Origin of the sequence: Coriobacterium glomerans PW2 (assembly GCF_000195315.1) — a bacterium.
GTDB classification, from domain to species: Bacteria; Actinomycetota; Coriobacteriia; order Coriobacteriales; family Coriobacteriaceae; genus Coriobacterium; species Coriobacterium glomerans.
Genome location: NC_015389.1, coordinates 353,429 through 369,896, shown reverse-complemented (window position 1 = coordinate 369,896; position 16,468 = coordinate 353,429). Strand labels below are relative to the sequence as shown.

14 protein-coding genes are annotated in these 16,468 nt (G+C 58.1%); 4 read left to right on the top strand and 10 right to left on the bottom strand.

Translation table 11 applies throughout. The features are described from left to right. The first annotated feature begins 59 nt into the window (after nt 1-59). Nucleotides 60-293: a hypothetical protein gene (locus CORGL_RS09910; protein WP_172633510.1), complete on the top strand. Its 234-nt coding sequence runs from the start codon at nt 60-62 to the stop codon at nt 291-293. Nucleotides 294-373: 80 nt separating this feature from the next. Here CORGL_RS09910 and CORGL_RS01635 read toward each other — a convergent pair whose 3' ends face one another. Then, a complete protein-coding gene (locus CORGL_RS01635) occupies nt 374-577 on the bottom strand; it encodes a helix-turn-helix transcriptional regulator (RefSeq protein ID WP_013708183.1) in 204 nt (67 codons plus the stop codon). Between the two features lie 308 nt (nt 578-885). On the opposite strand from CORGL_RS01635, the gene CORGL_RS01630 reads away from it, so the two are divergent. Beyond that, on the top strand, nt 886-1,545 hold the full coding sequence (locus tag CORGL_RS01630) for a GntR family transcriptional regulator (RefSeq protein ID WP_216476091.1): 660 nt from the start codon (nt 886-888) through the stop codon (nt 1,543-1,545). A 57-nt stretch (nt 1,546-1,602) separates the two neighbouring features. After that, entirely contained in the window at nt 1,603-2,229 is a 627-nt protein-coding gene (locus CORGL_RS10165) for a TetR/AcrR family transcriptional regulator (RefSeq protein ID WP_013708181.1), read from the top strand. Between the two features lie 42 nt (nt 2,230-2,271). Here CORGL_RS10165 and CORGL_RS01620 read toward each other — a convergent pair whose 3' ends face one another. The 5 genes from CORGL_RS01620 to CORGL_RS01600 all read right to left on the bottom strand — a co-directional run bounded on the left by CORGL_RS01620 (nt 2,272) and on the right by CORGL_RS01600 (nt 11,702). After that, nucleotides 2,272-3,582, bottom strand: coding sequence for a glycoside hydrolase family 1 protein (locus tag CORGL_RS01620; protein WP_013708180.1), 1,311 nt, complete (start codon nt 3,580-3,582; stop codon nt 2,272-2,274). Nucleotides 3,583-3,621: 39 nt separating this feature from the next. Beyond that, the gene (locus tag CORGL_RS01615; RefSeq protein WP_013708179.1) at nt 3,622-5,823 is read right to left on the bottom strand and encodes a glycoside hydrolase family 2 protein; all 2,202 of its coding nucleotides are present in this window, start codon (nt 5,821-5,823) and stop codon (nt 3,622-3,624) included. Between the two features lie 73 nt (nt 5,824-5,896). Next, nucleotides 5,897-7,378, bottom strand: coding sequence for an MFS transporter (locus CORGL_RS01610; RefSeq protein WP_013708178.1), 1,482 nt, complete (start codon nt 7,376-7,378; stop codon nt 5,897-5,899). 223 nt (nt 7,379-7,601) lie between these two features. Beyond that, nucleotides 7,602-9,845, bottom strand: coding sequence for an alpha-L-rhamnosidase (locus tag CORGL_RS01605; RefSeq protein WP_013708177.1), 2,244 nt, complete (start codon nt 9,843-9,845; stop codon nt 7,602-7,604). A gap of 45 nt (nt 9,846-9,890) precedes the next feature. After that, entirely contained in the window at nt 9,891-11,702 is a 1,812-nt protein-coding gene (locus CORGL_RS01600) for a family 43 glycosylhydrolase (protein WP_013708176.1), read from the bottom strand. Between the two features lie 172 nt (nt 11,703-11,874). Between CORGL_RS01600 and CORGL_RS01595 the strand changes: the two genes are divergently transcribed. Further along, nucleotides 11,875-12,732 carry a sugar phosphate isomerase/epimerase family protein gene (locus tag CORGL_RS01595; protein ID WP_013708175.1) on the top strand — a complete coding sequence of 286 codons (858 nt, stop codon included), beginning with the start codon at nt 11,875-11,877 and terminating at the stop codon, nt 12,730-12,732. A gap of 118 nt (nt 12,733-12,850) precedes the next feature. On the opposite strand, the gene CORGL_RS01590 is transcribed toward CORGL_RS01595, so the two are convergent. The 4 genes from CORGL_RS01590 to CORGL_RS01575 form a co-directional block, all read right to left on the bottom strand. Beyond that, nucleotides 12,851-14,143 (bottom strand): ATP-binding protein, encoded by a 1,293-nt coding sequence (locus CORGL_RS01590; RefSeq protein ID WP_245526928.1) that lies wholly within the window; start codon nt 14,141-14,143, stop codon nt 12,851-12,853. A 116-nt stretch (nt 14,144-14,259) separates the two neighbouring features. Then, the gene (locus CORGL_RS09295) at nt 14,260-14,865 is read right to left on the bottom strand and encodes an SOS response-associated peptidase (protein WP_013708173.1); all 606 of its coding nucleotides are present in this window, start codon (nt 14,863-14,865) and stop codon (nt 14,260-14,262) included. A gap of 562 nt (nt 14,866-15,427) precedes the next feature. Further along, entirely contained in the window at nt 15,428-15,892 is a 465-nt protein-coding gene (locus CORGL_RS01580) for a hypothetical protein (RefSeq protein WP_156789757.1), read from the bottom strand. Nucleotides 15,893-15,911: 19 nt separating this feature from the next. Further along, nucleotides 15,912-16,154: a helix-turn-helix transcriptional regulator gene (locus CORGL_RS01575; protein WP_013708171.1), complete on the bottom strand. Its 243-nt coding sequence runs from the start codon at nt 16,152-16,154 to the stop codon at nt 15,912-15,914. Between the last annotated feature and the right edge of the window lie 314 nt (nt 16,155-16,468).

The window sequence follows — 16,468 nt, the reverse complement described above, 5'->3', positions numbered from 1 at the left end:
ATGTAGCGAGGAGGCACGCGCACCGCGAGCGTGCTCGGCGCTCGCGCGTGAATCGGTCGATGGATCCATACGGAAACGAGCCGCATCCGTCTATCGTCTTACTATCAGTGAAGATCTTTTTCAGCAGAGTTTCAATCATATCTGCTGCGGTTCGCGAAGAAGACTCGACCATGGACAACCGGATCGCGAAGATGAGATCTCCTGCGGCTCTTGATCCGATCAGCATGAGCTTTTTGAAAGACGCCCAGCTCGATAAAAGCCTTCAAGGCATCGAACAACACATACTATGGTAGGAGTAAACACGATCTCCCATGGAGGAACAAACACTGATGAGTTTGAGATACTGACATCAATGTTAGGATCTCATGCCTATCTAGTTCTTGTCCGCTCCTGCAGGAGCGAAGACCTCGATGATCTCGCATTTGAGCATGGCGCAGACGGACTTGGCTTGCCCAATGGTCATCCTATCCTGCTCATTTTCATATCCTGAATAGGTTTGCCGAGATATTCCGAGGTGATCTGCAACATCTTTCTGTGTCAGCCCGCGCGCTTTGCGTACCTCTTTGAGAGTAGACATATCTCCCCCTTTCTGTTACTCAGATAATAGCTTTACAACCACCTATATGTCAACTTATAACATCATTAATGTTTAGATAAACTGACATATCTGTCAAAAATATAGAATAGGCAACCCCTCTTCTATCTGCGTGAAAGAGTTTCAGCCGGCGAGCTCGCCTTAGGCGTCTCCACAGACCGCGTGTGGAGTCACCCAACCAACTGAGTTTCAATCAAGCTGACCAGATGCCTGATTCATGACATTTTTGCTGTAGAATGGCACGTAAATCTTCGAATCAGACTTGGGGGAATTCATTGCAGAAAGAGCCGTTGTCCAAACTTCAGGAGCAGGCATTTCAAGCCATCCGCAGCAGCATCATCCGCTTGGAGTACAAACCCGGAGAGAAACTGATCCTCAAGGATCTGAGCGATCATCTGAACATGGGACGAACCCCGGTGCGCGAGTCTTTGGTTCGGCTTCAACAGGAGGGCCTCGTCCGCATCATGCCGCAGAGCGGCACATATGTGACGACGATCGATCTCGACCGTGCTGAAAATGCCCGGTTCGTCCGCGAGCATCTCGAACGCGAAGTCGCGATCGAGTGCTGCGCGATCGCGACAACAGCCGATGTCAGGCTGATTGATCGCACGATCCGCCTTCAGGAGCGTGCGCGCGAGCGTCACAGCTACAACGACTTCTTCGCCACTGACAACCTCATGCATCAGACCCTTTTCGACATAGCGGGACGCACACCGGTCTGGACCTGGCTGAGCGCCACCAACGCCGATCTCGAACGTTTTCGCTTGCTTCGCGTTCAAACCAAGGGCTTGGAATGGGAAGCCATCTTGAAAGAGCACCATGCGCTTCGCGAGGCGATCGTCGCGAGGCAAACGACAGAGGTGGGCTTCCTTATATCACAGCACCTGCATATGATGATCGAAGAGCGAAAACATGTCGTGAAAACGTTCGATACGTACTTCAGCGCTTGATGGCCGGCCCTTGCGCTGCCGAAATCAGAAGATCGATCAGCTCTCTAAGGAGTCACCGTGGCATATCGCCTCTATTCGTCAAAACGAAACAAAGTTGCCCAACAGGCTATCGGAGATGCTCTGATCGAACTTCTGAAAGAGCTCCCTTTTGCAGAGGTGACGATCAAGCTCATATGTGAGCGGGCCGGCGTTTCGCGCCCGACATTTTACCGGCACTTCGATGCGACAGAGGATGTGTGCGGCTTTTATGCCGCGGCGATATTTCGCGATATCAGCGATGAGCTCGAAGGATCGATTGCGAGCAGTCCGGATCGAAGACAGCTCATCTACAGGTTTTTTCAAGCTATGCAACGTCATCACCAGCTGTTCGACCTGCTTCGGGAGAATCATCTGCTCGCAGCGCTTTTCGGCCATCTGTGGATTTTGGCGACGCAGCATTCCATGGGAATCGCTCCCGTAGATGACCGAAAAAGAAGCGCAGGGGAACAGGCTGTCGGAGATTTCACCGCATTCATAACAGGCGGGGTCTACTCGTTGGCGTTTGTCTGGATCATGCAAGACATGAGCCGAGATATCGCAGAGATGACCGATGCCGTGTTGCGCGTGTCGCATGACGCGAGCGAGGTGCTCTCAACGCTTGCGCAGCCGGCAGGGCGCGGTGTTCGCGAGCAGGGCGAGCGCTAGAACGGCTCACCCTGCTCAAAAGCTCGCGACTTCCGCTTCGACTCAATGGTCCCTTTTGGCGAATGAACCGAGATGCTCGAGACTCGGCTTGGGCACTCGACACTGGGTTTCGCGATCAACGTGCACAAGACCGAAGTGCATGGCAAAGCCGAGCTGCCATTCGAAGTTATCCATCAGGCTCCAATGCATGTATCCGCTCACAGGAATGCCATCTGCGCAGCACCGATCGACACCGGAAAGCGCCTCGGAAATGAACGCAACACGTCGGCTGTCGTCATCGGTCGCTATCCCGTTTTCTGTGACCATAAGCTCCGCTGAGAAGTTCTCGGCAACCGATCGAATCACGCCTTCCAACGCCTGCGGGCAAAATTCATATCCCGCTTGGGTCAGCTCCGCGCCCTCGGGGGCCGGTTGATCTCCGTCGGGGCCGACGAGGGAGCGCGTGTAGTTTTGAACTCCCAGAAAGTCGTCGGCCTCGATCACCGGGAGATAGTGCAGATATTCCTCGTCCCACTCCTTGTGAGCGAGCTGCTCCCCTCCCGGCAACGCTACGATATCGTGCAGGCTCAGCGTAAGACCGACTCGAACATGCGGAGCGACCCGACGGATGATACGACGCGCCCTCTCATGTGACTCCATCACGATCTCGTCCCCGTGCTTTGAGCGGGCGCTTGTGAACGTCTGCGGGACGGCGCAACCGAATACCTGCTCGCACTCCTTTTCCTGCAGCTGTCGTACCTCTAGCATCTTTTGCAGGTTCATTCCCATCTGCAAATTGCTTTCCGCAGCAGATCCGGACACGTCATGACTGGCCGCCTTCACCTGCGCAGCTTGAGCCTGTCGTTTGAAGAGCTCTGTTATTCGGGCGATCTGAAATCCGATGTTTGCCTCGTTGATGGTGCACACATAGCCGAGGTCATCTCCAAGTGCGGATACGATCTTCTCCACATAGCGCTCGAAGCGCCTGGGCGTATCATCGCTCTCCCAGCCGCCATGTTCGGTCAGCCAAAACGGGCTGGAGAAATGCATCAGGGTCACAATCGGCTCGACGCCGTGCGTCTTGCAGCATCGGATGACGTCGCGGTAATGCTCGATCGCCCCATCGTCGAATTGCCCCTCCACAGGCTCGATGCGAGCCCATTCCAGAGAGAATCGATAAGCGTCGAGCCCTGCTGATCCGAGAAGAGCGATATCCTCGGCATAGCGTCGGTAATGATCCATAGCGTCGAGCGAGGGCTCGACATAGCTGCTGTGCTCCATCTGCTCCAGAGCCCAAAGGTCGCTGTGCACGTTGTTTCCCTCGACCTGATGCGCGGCGGTCGCCGCTCCGATCAGAAATCCATCTGGCAGCATGCTGATCTCCTCCGATGACGAAATGTATAAATCCGCTATCTACTTGGGTATGGACTGCAAAACGCGGTTGAGCTGCTGTACGCTCTGCTCGTCTGCGCCGCCCTGCTTCAACAGGCTCAGAAACGTCATGCGCTCCATCATGCGTTGAAGTGCCGGATTGTCCTGCACCCTCGTCGCCACATCGCCTCTTGACGCCGCGGCTTCTTTCATGGTTCGATCGATAACTGCCTTTGCCTTGTCATTTTTCCGCAGATCTCCGAACGTGTCCACGACCGAGTAGAAATCGGGATCGACCTGCTCGCGATCGAACCAGTTGCTCACCGCGCGCTCGCAGCTCAGCGAGTACCGCGGATTGGGAGCGTCGACCTTGCGCACCTGTATCGCATCGCAGCATGCGCCGGATTTGCTCTCGATGAGATGCTCGCCGGTGATCGGCACCTGAAAGCGGAAGACCGTGGCGCCTCTCTGCGTGCCAAGCAGCGCGCCGTCAACGAAAAGCGACACCTCTGAGCAGTTTGAATAGACTTTGACTTCCGTGACATCCTCTGCGCGATCGACATATCGCGACCCGCAAAGGTGAACGAAGGGGTCTTTTTTGTTCCAAGCGGCACGGTACAGATAGAAGGCGTCCTTCTTAAGCGAGCGGTCGAATGTGACCAAGCCCTTTTGGTTCTGCCCGTGTTTCCCTCCCTCATCTCTGCCGTCCGCACCGAAATCGAACAGATTCCAGACGTGCGTGGCCCACAGCCATGGCCTGCTCTGAATCATTTCAAGCATGTGCTCGTGGTAGATGCATTGATAGGACTCCGAGTAATCTCCCTTTTCTGGATGGGCGCTTTGGATGTCCGGATTGGCATCGGCCCCATACTCCGAAAGTCCGAGCGGCATATCCGGATGCGCCTCGTGGAAGTCATCGAGGAACGAGTCGTTTTGCTCCAGCTCCCCCAGATACCATCCGAAATACAGGTTGTAGCTGTTCACATCCGGTATGGATAGCAGTTCGCTATCGGTTTCGAGCATGAATACGTTTGCCATCGTCGTGAGACGGGACGGATCGAGCGCATGGCACAGATCATTGAGATCTCGATGGTTCTTCAGCAGAGCATCATCCACCGGAGTCGCCGCGGTGATCTCATTGGAGAGGCCCCATACCGCGATCGAGGGATGATTGTACGACTGCACGACCAGCTCGCGCATCTGGCTCAGCATGTTGGCTCGGCCATCGCTCAGTTGCATGGTGATGTAGGGGATCTCCGCCCATACGACGATACCGCACTCGTCGCACAGATCGTAGAACTCCTGAGCGTGCTGGTAGTGCGCGAGGCGCACGGTGGTGGCACCTAGCTCTCGGATGATGTCCATGTCCTCACGCATCATCCTGTCGCTGATCGCCGTTCCGACTCCCCATCGATCCTGATGGCGCGACACTCCTCGCAAAGGATAGGGTCTGCCATTGAGCAGGAAGCCTCGCGATGGATCGATCTCGAAGCTTCGCAGACCGAACCGGCAGGCGACCTCATCGCCTGATGCCAACGACGCCGTGGCATCATAGAGAAACGGATCTCTCAGACCATCCCAAAGACGGATATGATCCATCTCAAACGTAGCGGATGCATGTCCGTCGACCACCGCCGCGGCGCGGCGCGTTTCATTTATCGTGAAGATCACTTCGGAGGCGTCGCCTTCGATCCATGCCTGCGCCTCCACGGTGGCGTGCCGGAGATGGGGATCCACGTTAGTGGTGATGTGGATTCCCGGACCTCCATCGGGTCCCAGCGCGAAATGGCAGGCGGGCACGACCAGCATCAGCACCGGCCGATACAGGCCGCCGTAGAATGTGAAATCGGCCGTCTGGGGGTATACGCGATCGTTCTCCGTGTTGTCTACGCTCACGGCGATCGTGTTGTGCGCCAGCAGATGATCGGTCAGATCGACGCGAAAGGTGGAATAGCCTCCCGCGTGCTCGCACAGCAGCTCCTTATTGAGAAAGACCGCAGCGCTCATCGCCGCGCCGCGAAACTCCAGCCACACGCGACGATCACCGAGGTCGGTCGGCTTGTCCAGCTGACGAACGTACCAGCAGGTTCCCCGGTGGTAATCGTTGCCGCCATCTTGACCGTCCGTCGCGTTCCATGTGTGCGGCACCTCGACGCTCTCTCCAGGCAGACGCGCTGCCTCCTCGGCATCGGCTGCCTGTTTGACAAACGTCCAATCTCGGGAGAGCACTGTCATCGTACGCATTGATCCTCATCTCACCGCCGCGTGAACGCGACGCTCGGGTCCGAATTGCATATTTCTCGCATCTTCCGTATCTCTAGAGCGGTTGCTTGGAGGGATTCTGTGCTAGCTCCGCCTTTTTATCTGCGATGTTCACCTGGATCTCCACCATCTTCTCACGCGTGAGGTGATAGCATTTCATCGAGATCAGCCCGATGACCCATGCAAGAGCGGGAATCACGAAATAGAGAAACAGACCCATCACTTTGATCTCCGGCGTGGGCGCGTCCGTGGGCTGCGGTGCCGCCGCCGCGAAGCCAACCATGCTCACACCGAACGCGGCGATGGTGATGCCCAGCGAGGAGACGAACTGATCGATGAAGTTATAGGTCGCCGTCACCACGCCGGGAAGATATTTTCCAGATCGAATGAGCTCGTAATCGACCACATCCGATCGCATAGCGGTATCCGCCGTGGTCACGCACATCTTTGCCGCCCCGAGAAACAGAAGCAGCGCGAAGAAGATCACCATGGGAATCGTCGAGGTCGAGATCAGGCGCATGTCGATAACCGAGCAGTAGGCTATAGCCGCAACCGATAAGATGATGCCGACGACCATGGAGGCGATGGCGACCCTGCGGCTTCCGAGCTTGCCGCAGTACCGGGCGGCGATGATCGCGAAGATGATCTGAGGCAGCGATGAGATTCCGGAGACGATCGTGCTGAGCTGGATGTTGCCGACGAGGATCCCAAAGACGACCGTTCCCACTATCGCCTGGCTCATGGTCTGCTGGGACAGCTTTGCGGAGACGCAATGAATGATATACATCTGAAACGGCCTGTTGTCCTTGATGAGGTGCCACATATCCCTGGGACGAACCTTTTCGCCGGCGGCGGAAAATCCCTCGAAATTCTCGGGAACGTCCACGTCTTTGATCGCAATGCAGCTGAGCGCGAGAAACACAAAGGACAGCGGGACGTAGAATAGCGCAACAGCAGCGAGCATCTCGGATGTGTAGCGATTGCCGAACATCGGCAGGATGATGACATTGGATACCACCGTGAGCAGCAGCGGGACCACATAGGAGTACGCTGTGCTCCACACGCCCACAACGGGTCGCTGCCGCGGATCGTTGGTAATGACCGGCTGAATCATAATAGACGCGATATCGCAAGACACATTGCCGACGATATAGATCAGATAGAGTGCCACGAACAGGATGACGCCGCCGCCGCTGCTCCAAACGAACAGCAGCAGCGCCGCAATCGAGCGAATCGTCCATCCTGCTATCATGAACAGGCGGATCTTTCCGTGCTTGGTGTTCACTCGATCCATGACGAGGGCGAGTATCGGATTGAGAAACCCGTCGAGGACGCGCGACGCGGTGAGGATCAGCCCGGCGAGCCCCAGAGCGATCCCGTAGTTCTCGTTGGCGACGTAGCTCAAAAGACCGACCAGCACGTAGAAGGTCATGGTCATGCCCGATGACATCTGAGACAGGGCTATCTGCCATGTCTTCGCACGCCGATAGGAGACCTCGTCGTGTTGTTCGGGTGTGACGACAGCTGCTTGAGTCATACTGGTTCCCTTCTCTGATTTCGATTCCCTCTGAGAATCAATGCGCTTTCCTTGTGGTCCAAACGGGACCAGTGGTAGATTTCATGATCCAAAATTGATATATCAGTATCTTAAAGTATCATATGTAACTTTTAATTGCTCTCCCTAAACGGCGGTTCAGGATCGGCGAACGGTAGCCTTTCGCTTCGGTTCATACACCAGCCGTGTCATCATCGAAGACGCTTCACTGCAACCGATCTGCAGGTTCGAACTCGAACGTGAAATGATGCGACCCGGCGCCGACCGCGTGCCGCGAACCGTCAGGAACAAGCACCTCACCTGAAACCGGCAGCTCGACATCGAGCGTCGCCTCGGATCGCTCGAGGTCCCAGCTGACGCGGATGTCTCCGGCGACCGATCGGAATTCCCCTTGGGCATGTCCCAGACGTCTGTCGACGCGCGGCTCGATCCGCACGCGACGGTAGCCCGGCTCGATCGGAGCGATTCCCAAGATGTGGCGGTACAAAAACGCGCCGACGCTGCCGAACGCATAATGATTGAAGGAGACCATGTTTTCACTGGACTGCTCAGAGGTCTGATCCTCATTGACCGAACCATCGGGGCGAATCGCGTCCCAGCGCTCCCAGATGGTTGTCGCCCCCTTTCTCACTTGGTACATCCATCCCGGGCAGCCATCCTGCAGCAGCAGGTCATACGCAAGCCTCGCCTCACCGTTGTCAGCCAGCAATCCGAGCAGGTGCTCAGTGGAGAAGAAGCCGGTGCGAAGTCCGTGGGTCTCAACATCTTCGACAAGCTGCGAGAATGTTGCCTCCCATGCGGGACCTTGCTCGATGACATAGTTGAGGGCCAGAACCAGAGCACCCTGATATCCATCGGTCATGCGGCCGTCAGGCGTCAGGAAGGAGTCGCGATATGCTGCCCTGCAGCGAGCGGCGGCCGCCTCAAGTCGCTTTGCATCTGCCGAGTTTCCTAGATATCTCGCCGCTCGTGCGGTAAGATCGAGATCGCGAATCAGAAACGCATTGGAGACCGGGGCGCTATGCTGGGCCGCCCAAGCGACATCCACGCCGGGGGCCAGCCAATCCCCGAGATTCGGAGCGAGCCACAGACCGCCTTCTCCGGCATGGGCCAGCTCGCAATCGGTGTGCGCGAGCATGCTCGGATACTGCATCCTCAAAGCGGAATCGTCACCATACTGCTCGTACAGCATCCAAGGGATGATCGTGTCCGCGCTGCCCCAGCCCTGCATGGTGATGAACCCCACGCCAGTCGGGCCGGTAGCCGGCGCGATCGGGCCGACATAGCCCTCGGAGTTATCAAGCTGGGTCATGCGGATGTCGCAGAGAAACTCATTCATGAACGCGCGAACATCATAGTTGTAGGATGCCGTGAGCGCGAAGACGTGCGCGTCTCCCGTGTATCCCTGTCGCTCGTCACGCTGGGGGCAATCGGTCGGGATGCCCACGTAGTTCGACCGCTGGCTCCAGATCTGATTCATATACAGGCGATTGAGACCTTCATGTCCGCTTGAGAAGCGGCCCGTCTGATCCATCGAGGTGTGAATCGGCCGGGCACGCAGCATTCCGGGACGGTAGGCAGAGCCGCTGAGCTCGACGAAGCGAAATCCCATATAGGTAAACCGGGGCCGCCAGATCTCATGCTCGCTCCCCTTGTGATAGACGATGGTCGCCTTCGCGCGACGCAGATTGCGCGTATACAGATTCCCATCCTCATCTAGGATCTCGCCATGGCGAATCGTGATGCAGTCGCTGGAAACGAGCGTGGGATCGATCTCGATGACAGCCGCCATATTCTGACCGAAGTCCAGAATCGTCACCTGACCATGCTCGGTAACGCTGATCGGGTCGATGGTCTCATGCAGCCTCACCTCAGTGCGGCTCGCAACGAGGTTGTCAGGCAGATGGCACGCGCTGCGGGAGGGCTGAACGACTTCGGGCGTCTGCGGCCGCTTCTCGGACGCGCCCTCGGCCCAGTAGATCTCCCCGTCGTAGAGGCCGGCGTAGTCATATGGGCTCACCTTCGCTCTCACCGAATCGTCCGCCGAGGTGAGACGATGCACCGAGCCATCCTCGCCCTCGATGTCGAGCAGCCATGCCACCGACGGAGCAGATCCGTAGAGCTGCGTCTTGTTGTCGCAGCCGAAGCGGCCGCAGTACCATCCCTGCGCAAGGAGGACGCAAAGATGGGACCCCGGATGCAGCATGCTCGTCACATCGTAGCTCTGGTAGCGAAGATCATGCGGGTAATACGTGTAGCCCGGCGCCAGCATGGCCTCGCCCACCTTCGCACCGTCGATCGAGGCCTCATAGAGTCCGAGCGCGGTTATGGTCAGCGTCGCGCGCGTCGGCTCCACATCCGGCACGATCTGCTCGAGCAGCTCCACGGCACCTTCTTCGTAGGGCCGCTCGATCCAGATCAACGCATCGTTCAGGTCCTGTTCGATCATGGGCGTCTCCTTTGTCTCAAGCCTGCGTGCGCAGGCACTCTGTCGTCAGTCTGTCGAATCGCACTGGGCTTGGGAGCTCTTTGGGCTCTCATCCGCTGCATCGCCGATGGGAAACGGCTCGCCTTGGACGACGCCGCACGGCCCGAAGCTGTCAACCGCGGCCCAGTAGCGCTTGTCGGCATCCAGCGTGCTCAGCGTCAGATTCGTGCTGCTCTGAGCGCTCAGCTGCCAGCTGCCGTACAGCTTTTTCGGATCCGTGCCATACCGGACGACGTAACCGGCGGCACCGGCCGCCTCGTCCCAGCTCAGCTCTGCGGAGAGTCCCCCCTCAGTCCTTTGAGAGCGAACGCTTCGCACGGTGTCCGGCTCGCTTCCGTCCTCGCAGCCGAATATGCGCAGCCCGCTGACGGCGGCGCGTCCCCCCATGGGCGCTTTGATACCGGACAACCTGACATAGCGGATACGGCGTGGCTCGGAGAGCTCGAAATAGGCATGCGGCCGATCCGACCTGCCGTCACGGGTATCTGCAACCGGACACCAAGCCGAACCGTCCTCGGAGGTCTCGAGCAGAAAGCGGGTAGGTTGATCTTCGGTGATGATGATGCGCTTGAAGTAGGCTCCCGAATCGACAAGCTCACGCTCCTCGATTCCGGAATCAGGAAGCTTATGATCGGCTAGGTTGACCTGGATCGCATGAACCTCGGCGAGCCGGCCAAGATCAATCTGGACCCAGGGATCGGCATCGTCGAGCTTTGCGGCCCACCAGCACCGGCAGTCCTCCGAGATCGCATTTTCCGCTGAAAACCCGTCCTCTTGGCTCGAGGCGTCCGCCCGCCCCAGCGCGCTCAGCAGCATCCAAGGCGTCTCAACCTGATCAAGGGCGCGGCGCTTCTTCGGCATCACCTGGGGATGACAGGCGAAGCGCTGGTCGCAATGGAGTAAGCCGTCCTCGTCGAATTCGCAGGGGAACACGCCGATGCGACGCTCGAAGTTCTCGTTGACCGATATGCGCATGGTCGAGGCGTGCCACCAGTTGCCGTAGAAATCCTGAAACGTGCTGCCGTGCCCGGCTGCCTGCATGAAGCCGCCCGGATTGCTTGAAAAGGGGTTCCATGCCTGATACTCGAAAGGACCGAGAGGCGAGCGTCCGATATAGACGCCATCGGCGTAGACGTTGCACTCGGTGCCCGGTGCCGCAAACTGAAGGTAGTAGCGACCGTTCCACTTCGTCATATAGGCGCCCTCGATGAACGGCCTGTTTCCGGTATGCGCCAGGATCGCGGCCTCCATGGCATTTTTCGGCTCGCCTACATGGTTGTTCTCTCCCTTGCGCTCCCAGCCCAAGCGGCTCTCGTCTCTGTCGATGAGCGGGATGGGGCTTCCGAGCGGCTTGAAGGTCTGCCGATCGAGCTCGACGCCGAAGATCGGCTCCGTCGATGAGCAGCCCCAGTAGAGATAGAGCTTGCCGTCGTCATCTTGGAACAGATCGGGGTCCCAGAACTCCATCGTCTGCGCGATCGGCTCGAAGGTCTCGGAGATCGGATCCTCGCTGCGGTAGAAGGTGCACAGGCTATCGCGATGACTTGCGCAGAACACCACCGAGCCGTCGATCTCGCGGACGTCGGGTGCGTAATCGTGGATCGGCAGCTCCGGAGTCGCCTTGAACTCCCAGCTCATCAGGTCCCGAGAATGCCAGAATCCTCCGCTCATCGAGGCGAACAGGAGAAATCGGTCGCGCCACCGAATGATCGTGGGGTCCGCCCCCTCGCGAAATATCCATTCCGCCTGCTTTCCGGGGGCGATCTTGATCTGATAGCGGTACGGGAGATCAAGTGGATTGCAGATGGTGCGGGGCATGAAGTCTGTCCTTTCTTGGTGAAAACTGATATATCAATTTCACTATATTGAATGCAGTTATAATTACATATGTAATTCTATAGACGGTCAATTTGAAGTTGTGGGCGGCACGCGGTAGGAAAGCCCCAGAGACGCCAGCCCATGTTCTTCAACTTCGCAGAAGGGCAACTCAATGACTGCAACTGCCGTACAACAGGTCATGCTCGGTTCGGTCGCACGCTCGGAGCGCAGCGCGGCTGCAGCGCTGAGCGCGATTCGCGAAGCTGGCTACGATGCGATCGAGCTCAATGGCTTCATGATCGCACCGGCGGGATTGGTCGTGCGATCACTCACCCGCGCAGCGGGCATGCCGGTCGGACGCGCGGGACGGCTGGACTGGGCGCGGCTCGTCGAGGACGCCGGATTGTCCGTGGTAGCCTTGCACACGGACTTGGGTGGTCTCAAACGCGATCCTTCGCCCTTCATCGCCTCGGCTCGCCGCTTCGGCACGCACCTCGCGGTCATCACCGGCATGTATCGGTTCGACTATTCAAGCGAATCCGCCGTCCGAGGGCTATGCGAAGATCTCAACAGCTGCGGAGCCGTTCTGGCCAAAGAGGGAGTCGAGCTGCTGTATCACAACCATAACGCTGAGCTCAGCTATGTGAGCCCCGGCCAGCGCGCTTTTGATGTCCTCATCGAGCAGACCGATCCCGACCTGGTGAATTTCGAGCTTGATACGTATTGGTTATGCGAGGCCGGCGCCGATCCGCTGGCGTGGATGAAACGGCTCGGGCGGCGCATGCGCCTGCACCATATCTCAGACCGTGGATTTCGAATGAAGACCAAGCATGTCACCCCTATTCTCACCTCGGATACCACTGAGCTCGGTAGTGGCAACATGGACTTGGATCCCCTGATTCGGCAGGCCCTTGACGTCGACGTCGAAGGCATCATCCTGGAGACACATCGAAACTGGGTTGATCGGTCCCCGATCAAGAGCCTGCAGACGAGCGGCGACTACCTGAGGTCCCGGATCTGCGCCGACTGAAATCACACGCTGGCGCGACCGACGCGGCAGGGGTCCGGAGTCGCCCGGCACCTACTCAGCGGATGCTGTTTCAGCCTCATCACCGCTGATGTTCCGGGCTCATCTTGTCGAAATCATATCAGACGCGATGCAGCAGAAAATCCTGCGCATCCACGATCCGGATTCCATCGACGTCGGTCGGATGAGGTCCACCCATGGTGATGACCAGCTTCGGATAGGCATCACGAATTGCCCGCAAGGGCCTCAGTTCGCGTTCCATCGTGGCAGCGCTGGAAATATCCATGCAGACTTGCATGTAGATGCGTTCATCGGCTTTCGTTGCGACAAAGTCGACCTCTCCGCCGCGCAGTTTGCCGACCGTCACCTCATACCCATCGAAAGCCAGCTGGAGAAAGATCATGTTTTCCAACACTCTTCCCGAGTCTGCGTTTCGATAACCTTCCAGATAGCTTCTGATCCCCGTATCCACGATGTAGCGCTTGGCACCGGTCTTCAGCAACTCCCGGCCGCGGATATCGTATCTGCGCACAGGGTAAAACAGGTACGCCTCGGTGAGTGCAGCTGCGTAGGCATCCACGGTCTGATTGCTCACACTAGACCCCTCAGCGCTCAGAGCAGTCGCGATGCGGTTCATCGAGCACTCGTTGCCAACATTGTTCGCGAGAAAGGCACAAACCCGTTCCAGCAGCTCAGGACTGGTGAGGTGACGACGATCACGGCGACGATCACGCTGCAGTATGTCGCGCACCATGACTGTGTCATACAGCGATTTGCAGTAGGCCCGATGCGCGGAGAGCTCTGGCTTGCGCAACGCGAGAAACGGAAGTCCTCCAAAGCGTCGATATTGCTCGAGCATGCGCCCGAGTGTCGCGATCGACCCGTCAGCCATCTCGAGGAGATCCGCCTGATCACTGTCGCTCGCAGACCAGAGAGCGCCGCGAAAGTCCAGGTACTCGGCGAACGTGAGCGGCAGCATCTCGACTTCGACATAGCGGCCGGAAAGCAGCGTGGACAGCTCGCTGGAAAGCAGATAGGCATTCGATCCGGTGATATATATGTCGCAGTCCATGTCGATGCGAAGCGAGTTGATGACTCTCTCCCATCCGGCGATCTCCTGCAGCTCATCGAAGAACAGATATGGATGTGAGACACCGCTGGCGTGCTCTCGAACGATCTGATGGAGATCGCGATAGCTGCTTATGCCATCGAACTCCATGGACTCCATCTTGAACGAGAGAAGCCGCTCGCGCGCAACCCCTTGGCTCGCCAGATGCTCGCGCATCATGTCGAGCAGTGTCGATTTCCCGCACCGCCGAACACCGGTGACGACTTTGATCAGATCCTGATCCTGGAAATCGATAAGTTGGTCGAGATATTTCCGCCGCAGTATCATCGGAACTGCACCTCCCATGTTCAAAACTTGCATTTTTTGCAAGTTTTGAACATTGTACCCGACAGCATGAACCTCTGCGAACGCGAGTCTGCGCGAGGCATGCGCAGGATCGATTTCAACTCGGCGAGAGAGCGCTACACCACGCGCGTGGGCTCGAGCGCGAAGCCGTCTCTGTCGAACACCCGCTCATACGAGCTGCCGCTCCACAGATCGAGCTCGTCTTGGTGGAGCACCACCGGCATACGGTTGTGGATCTGCTCGACGCACGCGTTCGGCGCGGTCGTCATCATCGAGAAATGGCCGTCCTCGTAGATGCCGGCGATGAACAGCAGCGGTCCGAGCGGCGAGGTGAACAGGAACTTCTGCTTGATCGTCCGTCCGGTCCGCTCGCTCACGGTCCTCTCAGTTTTATGCGGCTCGAAAAAGCCCAGCGTAGGTATGATGCAGCGCCGATGCTCAAGCGAGTCGCGCCACATGTTGCGCCCCTCCTGGCTCATGGCGGTGTCGGCTCGCGTGTTGAAGATGGGCGCCTTCAGCCATGGCCGCTCGTAGCCCCAGATCATCTCGCGCAGCACGAAATCACCCTCTAACGGTACCACCACCGGAGCGACCGACTTCGGATAGGCGCTGCGATTGCGAGCCGGCCGCGCGGGAAGCTCTACGACGGCGCGCCGAGCGCGAACGATCTCGAGGACGCACTCGAGATCCTCATCGGGGATCATCTTGAACTCGCTGCACATGAGCTGCTCCCTGTCTTCTCGTTCGCGGCCGCGCCCTGTGGGACACATACCCATCTTAGGCCTTCACCTGACGTGGGCTGCGCGCGCGGATCGCACGAGAAGCGCCGTCGCGTTTCGCTGCGACTTGAGCGCCGCAATCCGCTTTGCCCTCGCCGAACGTTTTCTGCTGCACATGATTTGCCCTTAACCTGCCCTTGATGAGGTGGGACCGCCTACCAAATGCATCTAAGAGCCTCATCGAGGATCTGACGTGGCGGTGGGACGCCTTGAGAAAGCATTCATGCTCTGAGGTTTGAGCCCTTGCAGCAGGTTCGCAATCGAGAAGATCACCGCACTCCTGATATTTTCTTGGATTGCAATTTCAGTCGTGTGTTTCTTTTCACCAAAACAATGCACCAAGCGTCTCGACCCCGCGCAGGGCATGGCAGAGACCGAAAGGCTCAAGTCCAATCGGCGCGAGCGCTCCGGTGCCGCCGCGTGCGACGCCGAAGAGGCCGCCCAAGAAGGCGGTGGGCATCGTAGACGCTGATCGGCAGCTTCTACACGAGACGCGATGATCGTCTCACCGCAGATACGCGTGCGACCAGGCAATCAAGTAGGACAGGTTGGCGACGATGCACATGATGATGATCAGCCAGCAGCCGAACGCGTATGCATCGAGTGTGATCAGCGAGGCCGCTGTTGCAATACGTGCCACGGCGAGCAGCCAGAGATCCACGCCAGCGTTCACGATGACGGCGAGATATGCGATGCGCCCCGCCCGGCAACTGATGAGCGCCTCGCGCTCGTCGACATCGGCGTGCAGCTGCAGCCCGAAGAGCAGACGCGAGAAAGGGGCCCCCTGACGACGATTCTCCCGCAAGAGAATGATCATATAGCAGATCAGATACGCGACAAGCGCGAACACCCAACCGTTCATGACGATGTAGAAATACCGGGGGCCGATGTCGACGGAAAGCCCCGCCGTCAAGGCGAAGCCGATGAGCACCAACATGATCGTGTTGCCGATGCCCTCAATGATCACCATACGCATGGAGTTCTTCCTCTCAGGTTCGTTGACGGCCGTCCGATTCCTCGCCGTCTTCGCGACGCAGGTTCTCCGCAAGACAGTACAGCTCGGTCATGGGTGTGCCGAGCGCGAGCGCGAGGCGATACGCCAGCAGCAGCGAGGGGTTGTAGCGGCCCTTCTCGATCGAGATGATCGTGCGCGAAGAGACATGGACCGCACAGGCGAGCTGCTGCTGCGTGAGACCCTGCGCGACGCGCAGTTCTTTGACCCTGTTGTTCAATCATCCTCCTCTCGGGCGGCACGCATCTGCGGCCTCGGTTAAAATATGAAGTTTCCTTCATGTGAAGTATAGTTCATGTTCTGGACCAGGTCAACGCGGCTTCCAGATCCGTCGGCATAAAGTTGTTGTTGCTAGCCGAGGCTGCCGTCCCGATGCCATCTCGCTTCGAATCGCACCCCGGTGGCACTCCCGCCGATGCTGGCCCTGAGCGGATGTTGATGTTCAAAATTATCCAAGCAGAATAATCACCGAGAACTGAGCGGCGGGGCCACACGGTCATCGCACCGGTCCTCGCTGATTCATGGTACCCGACA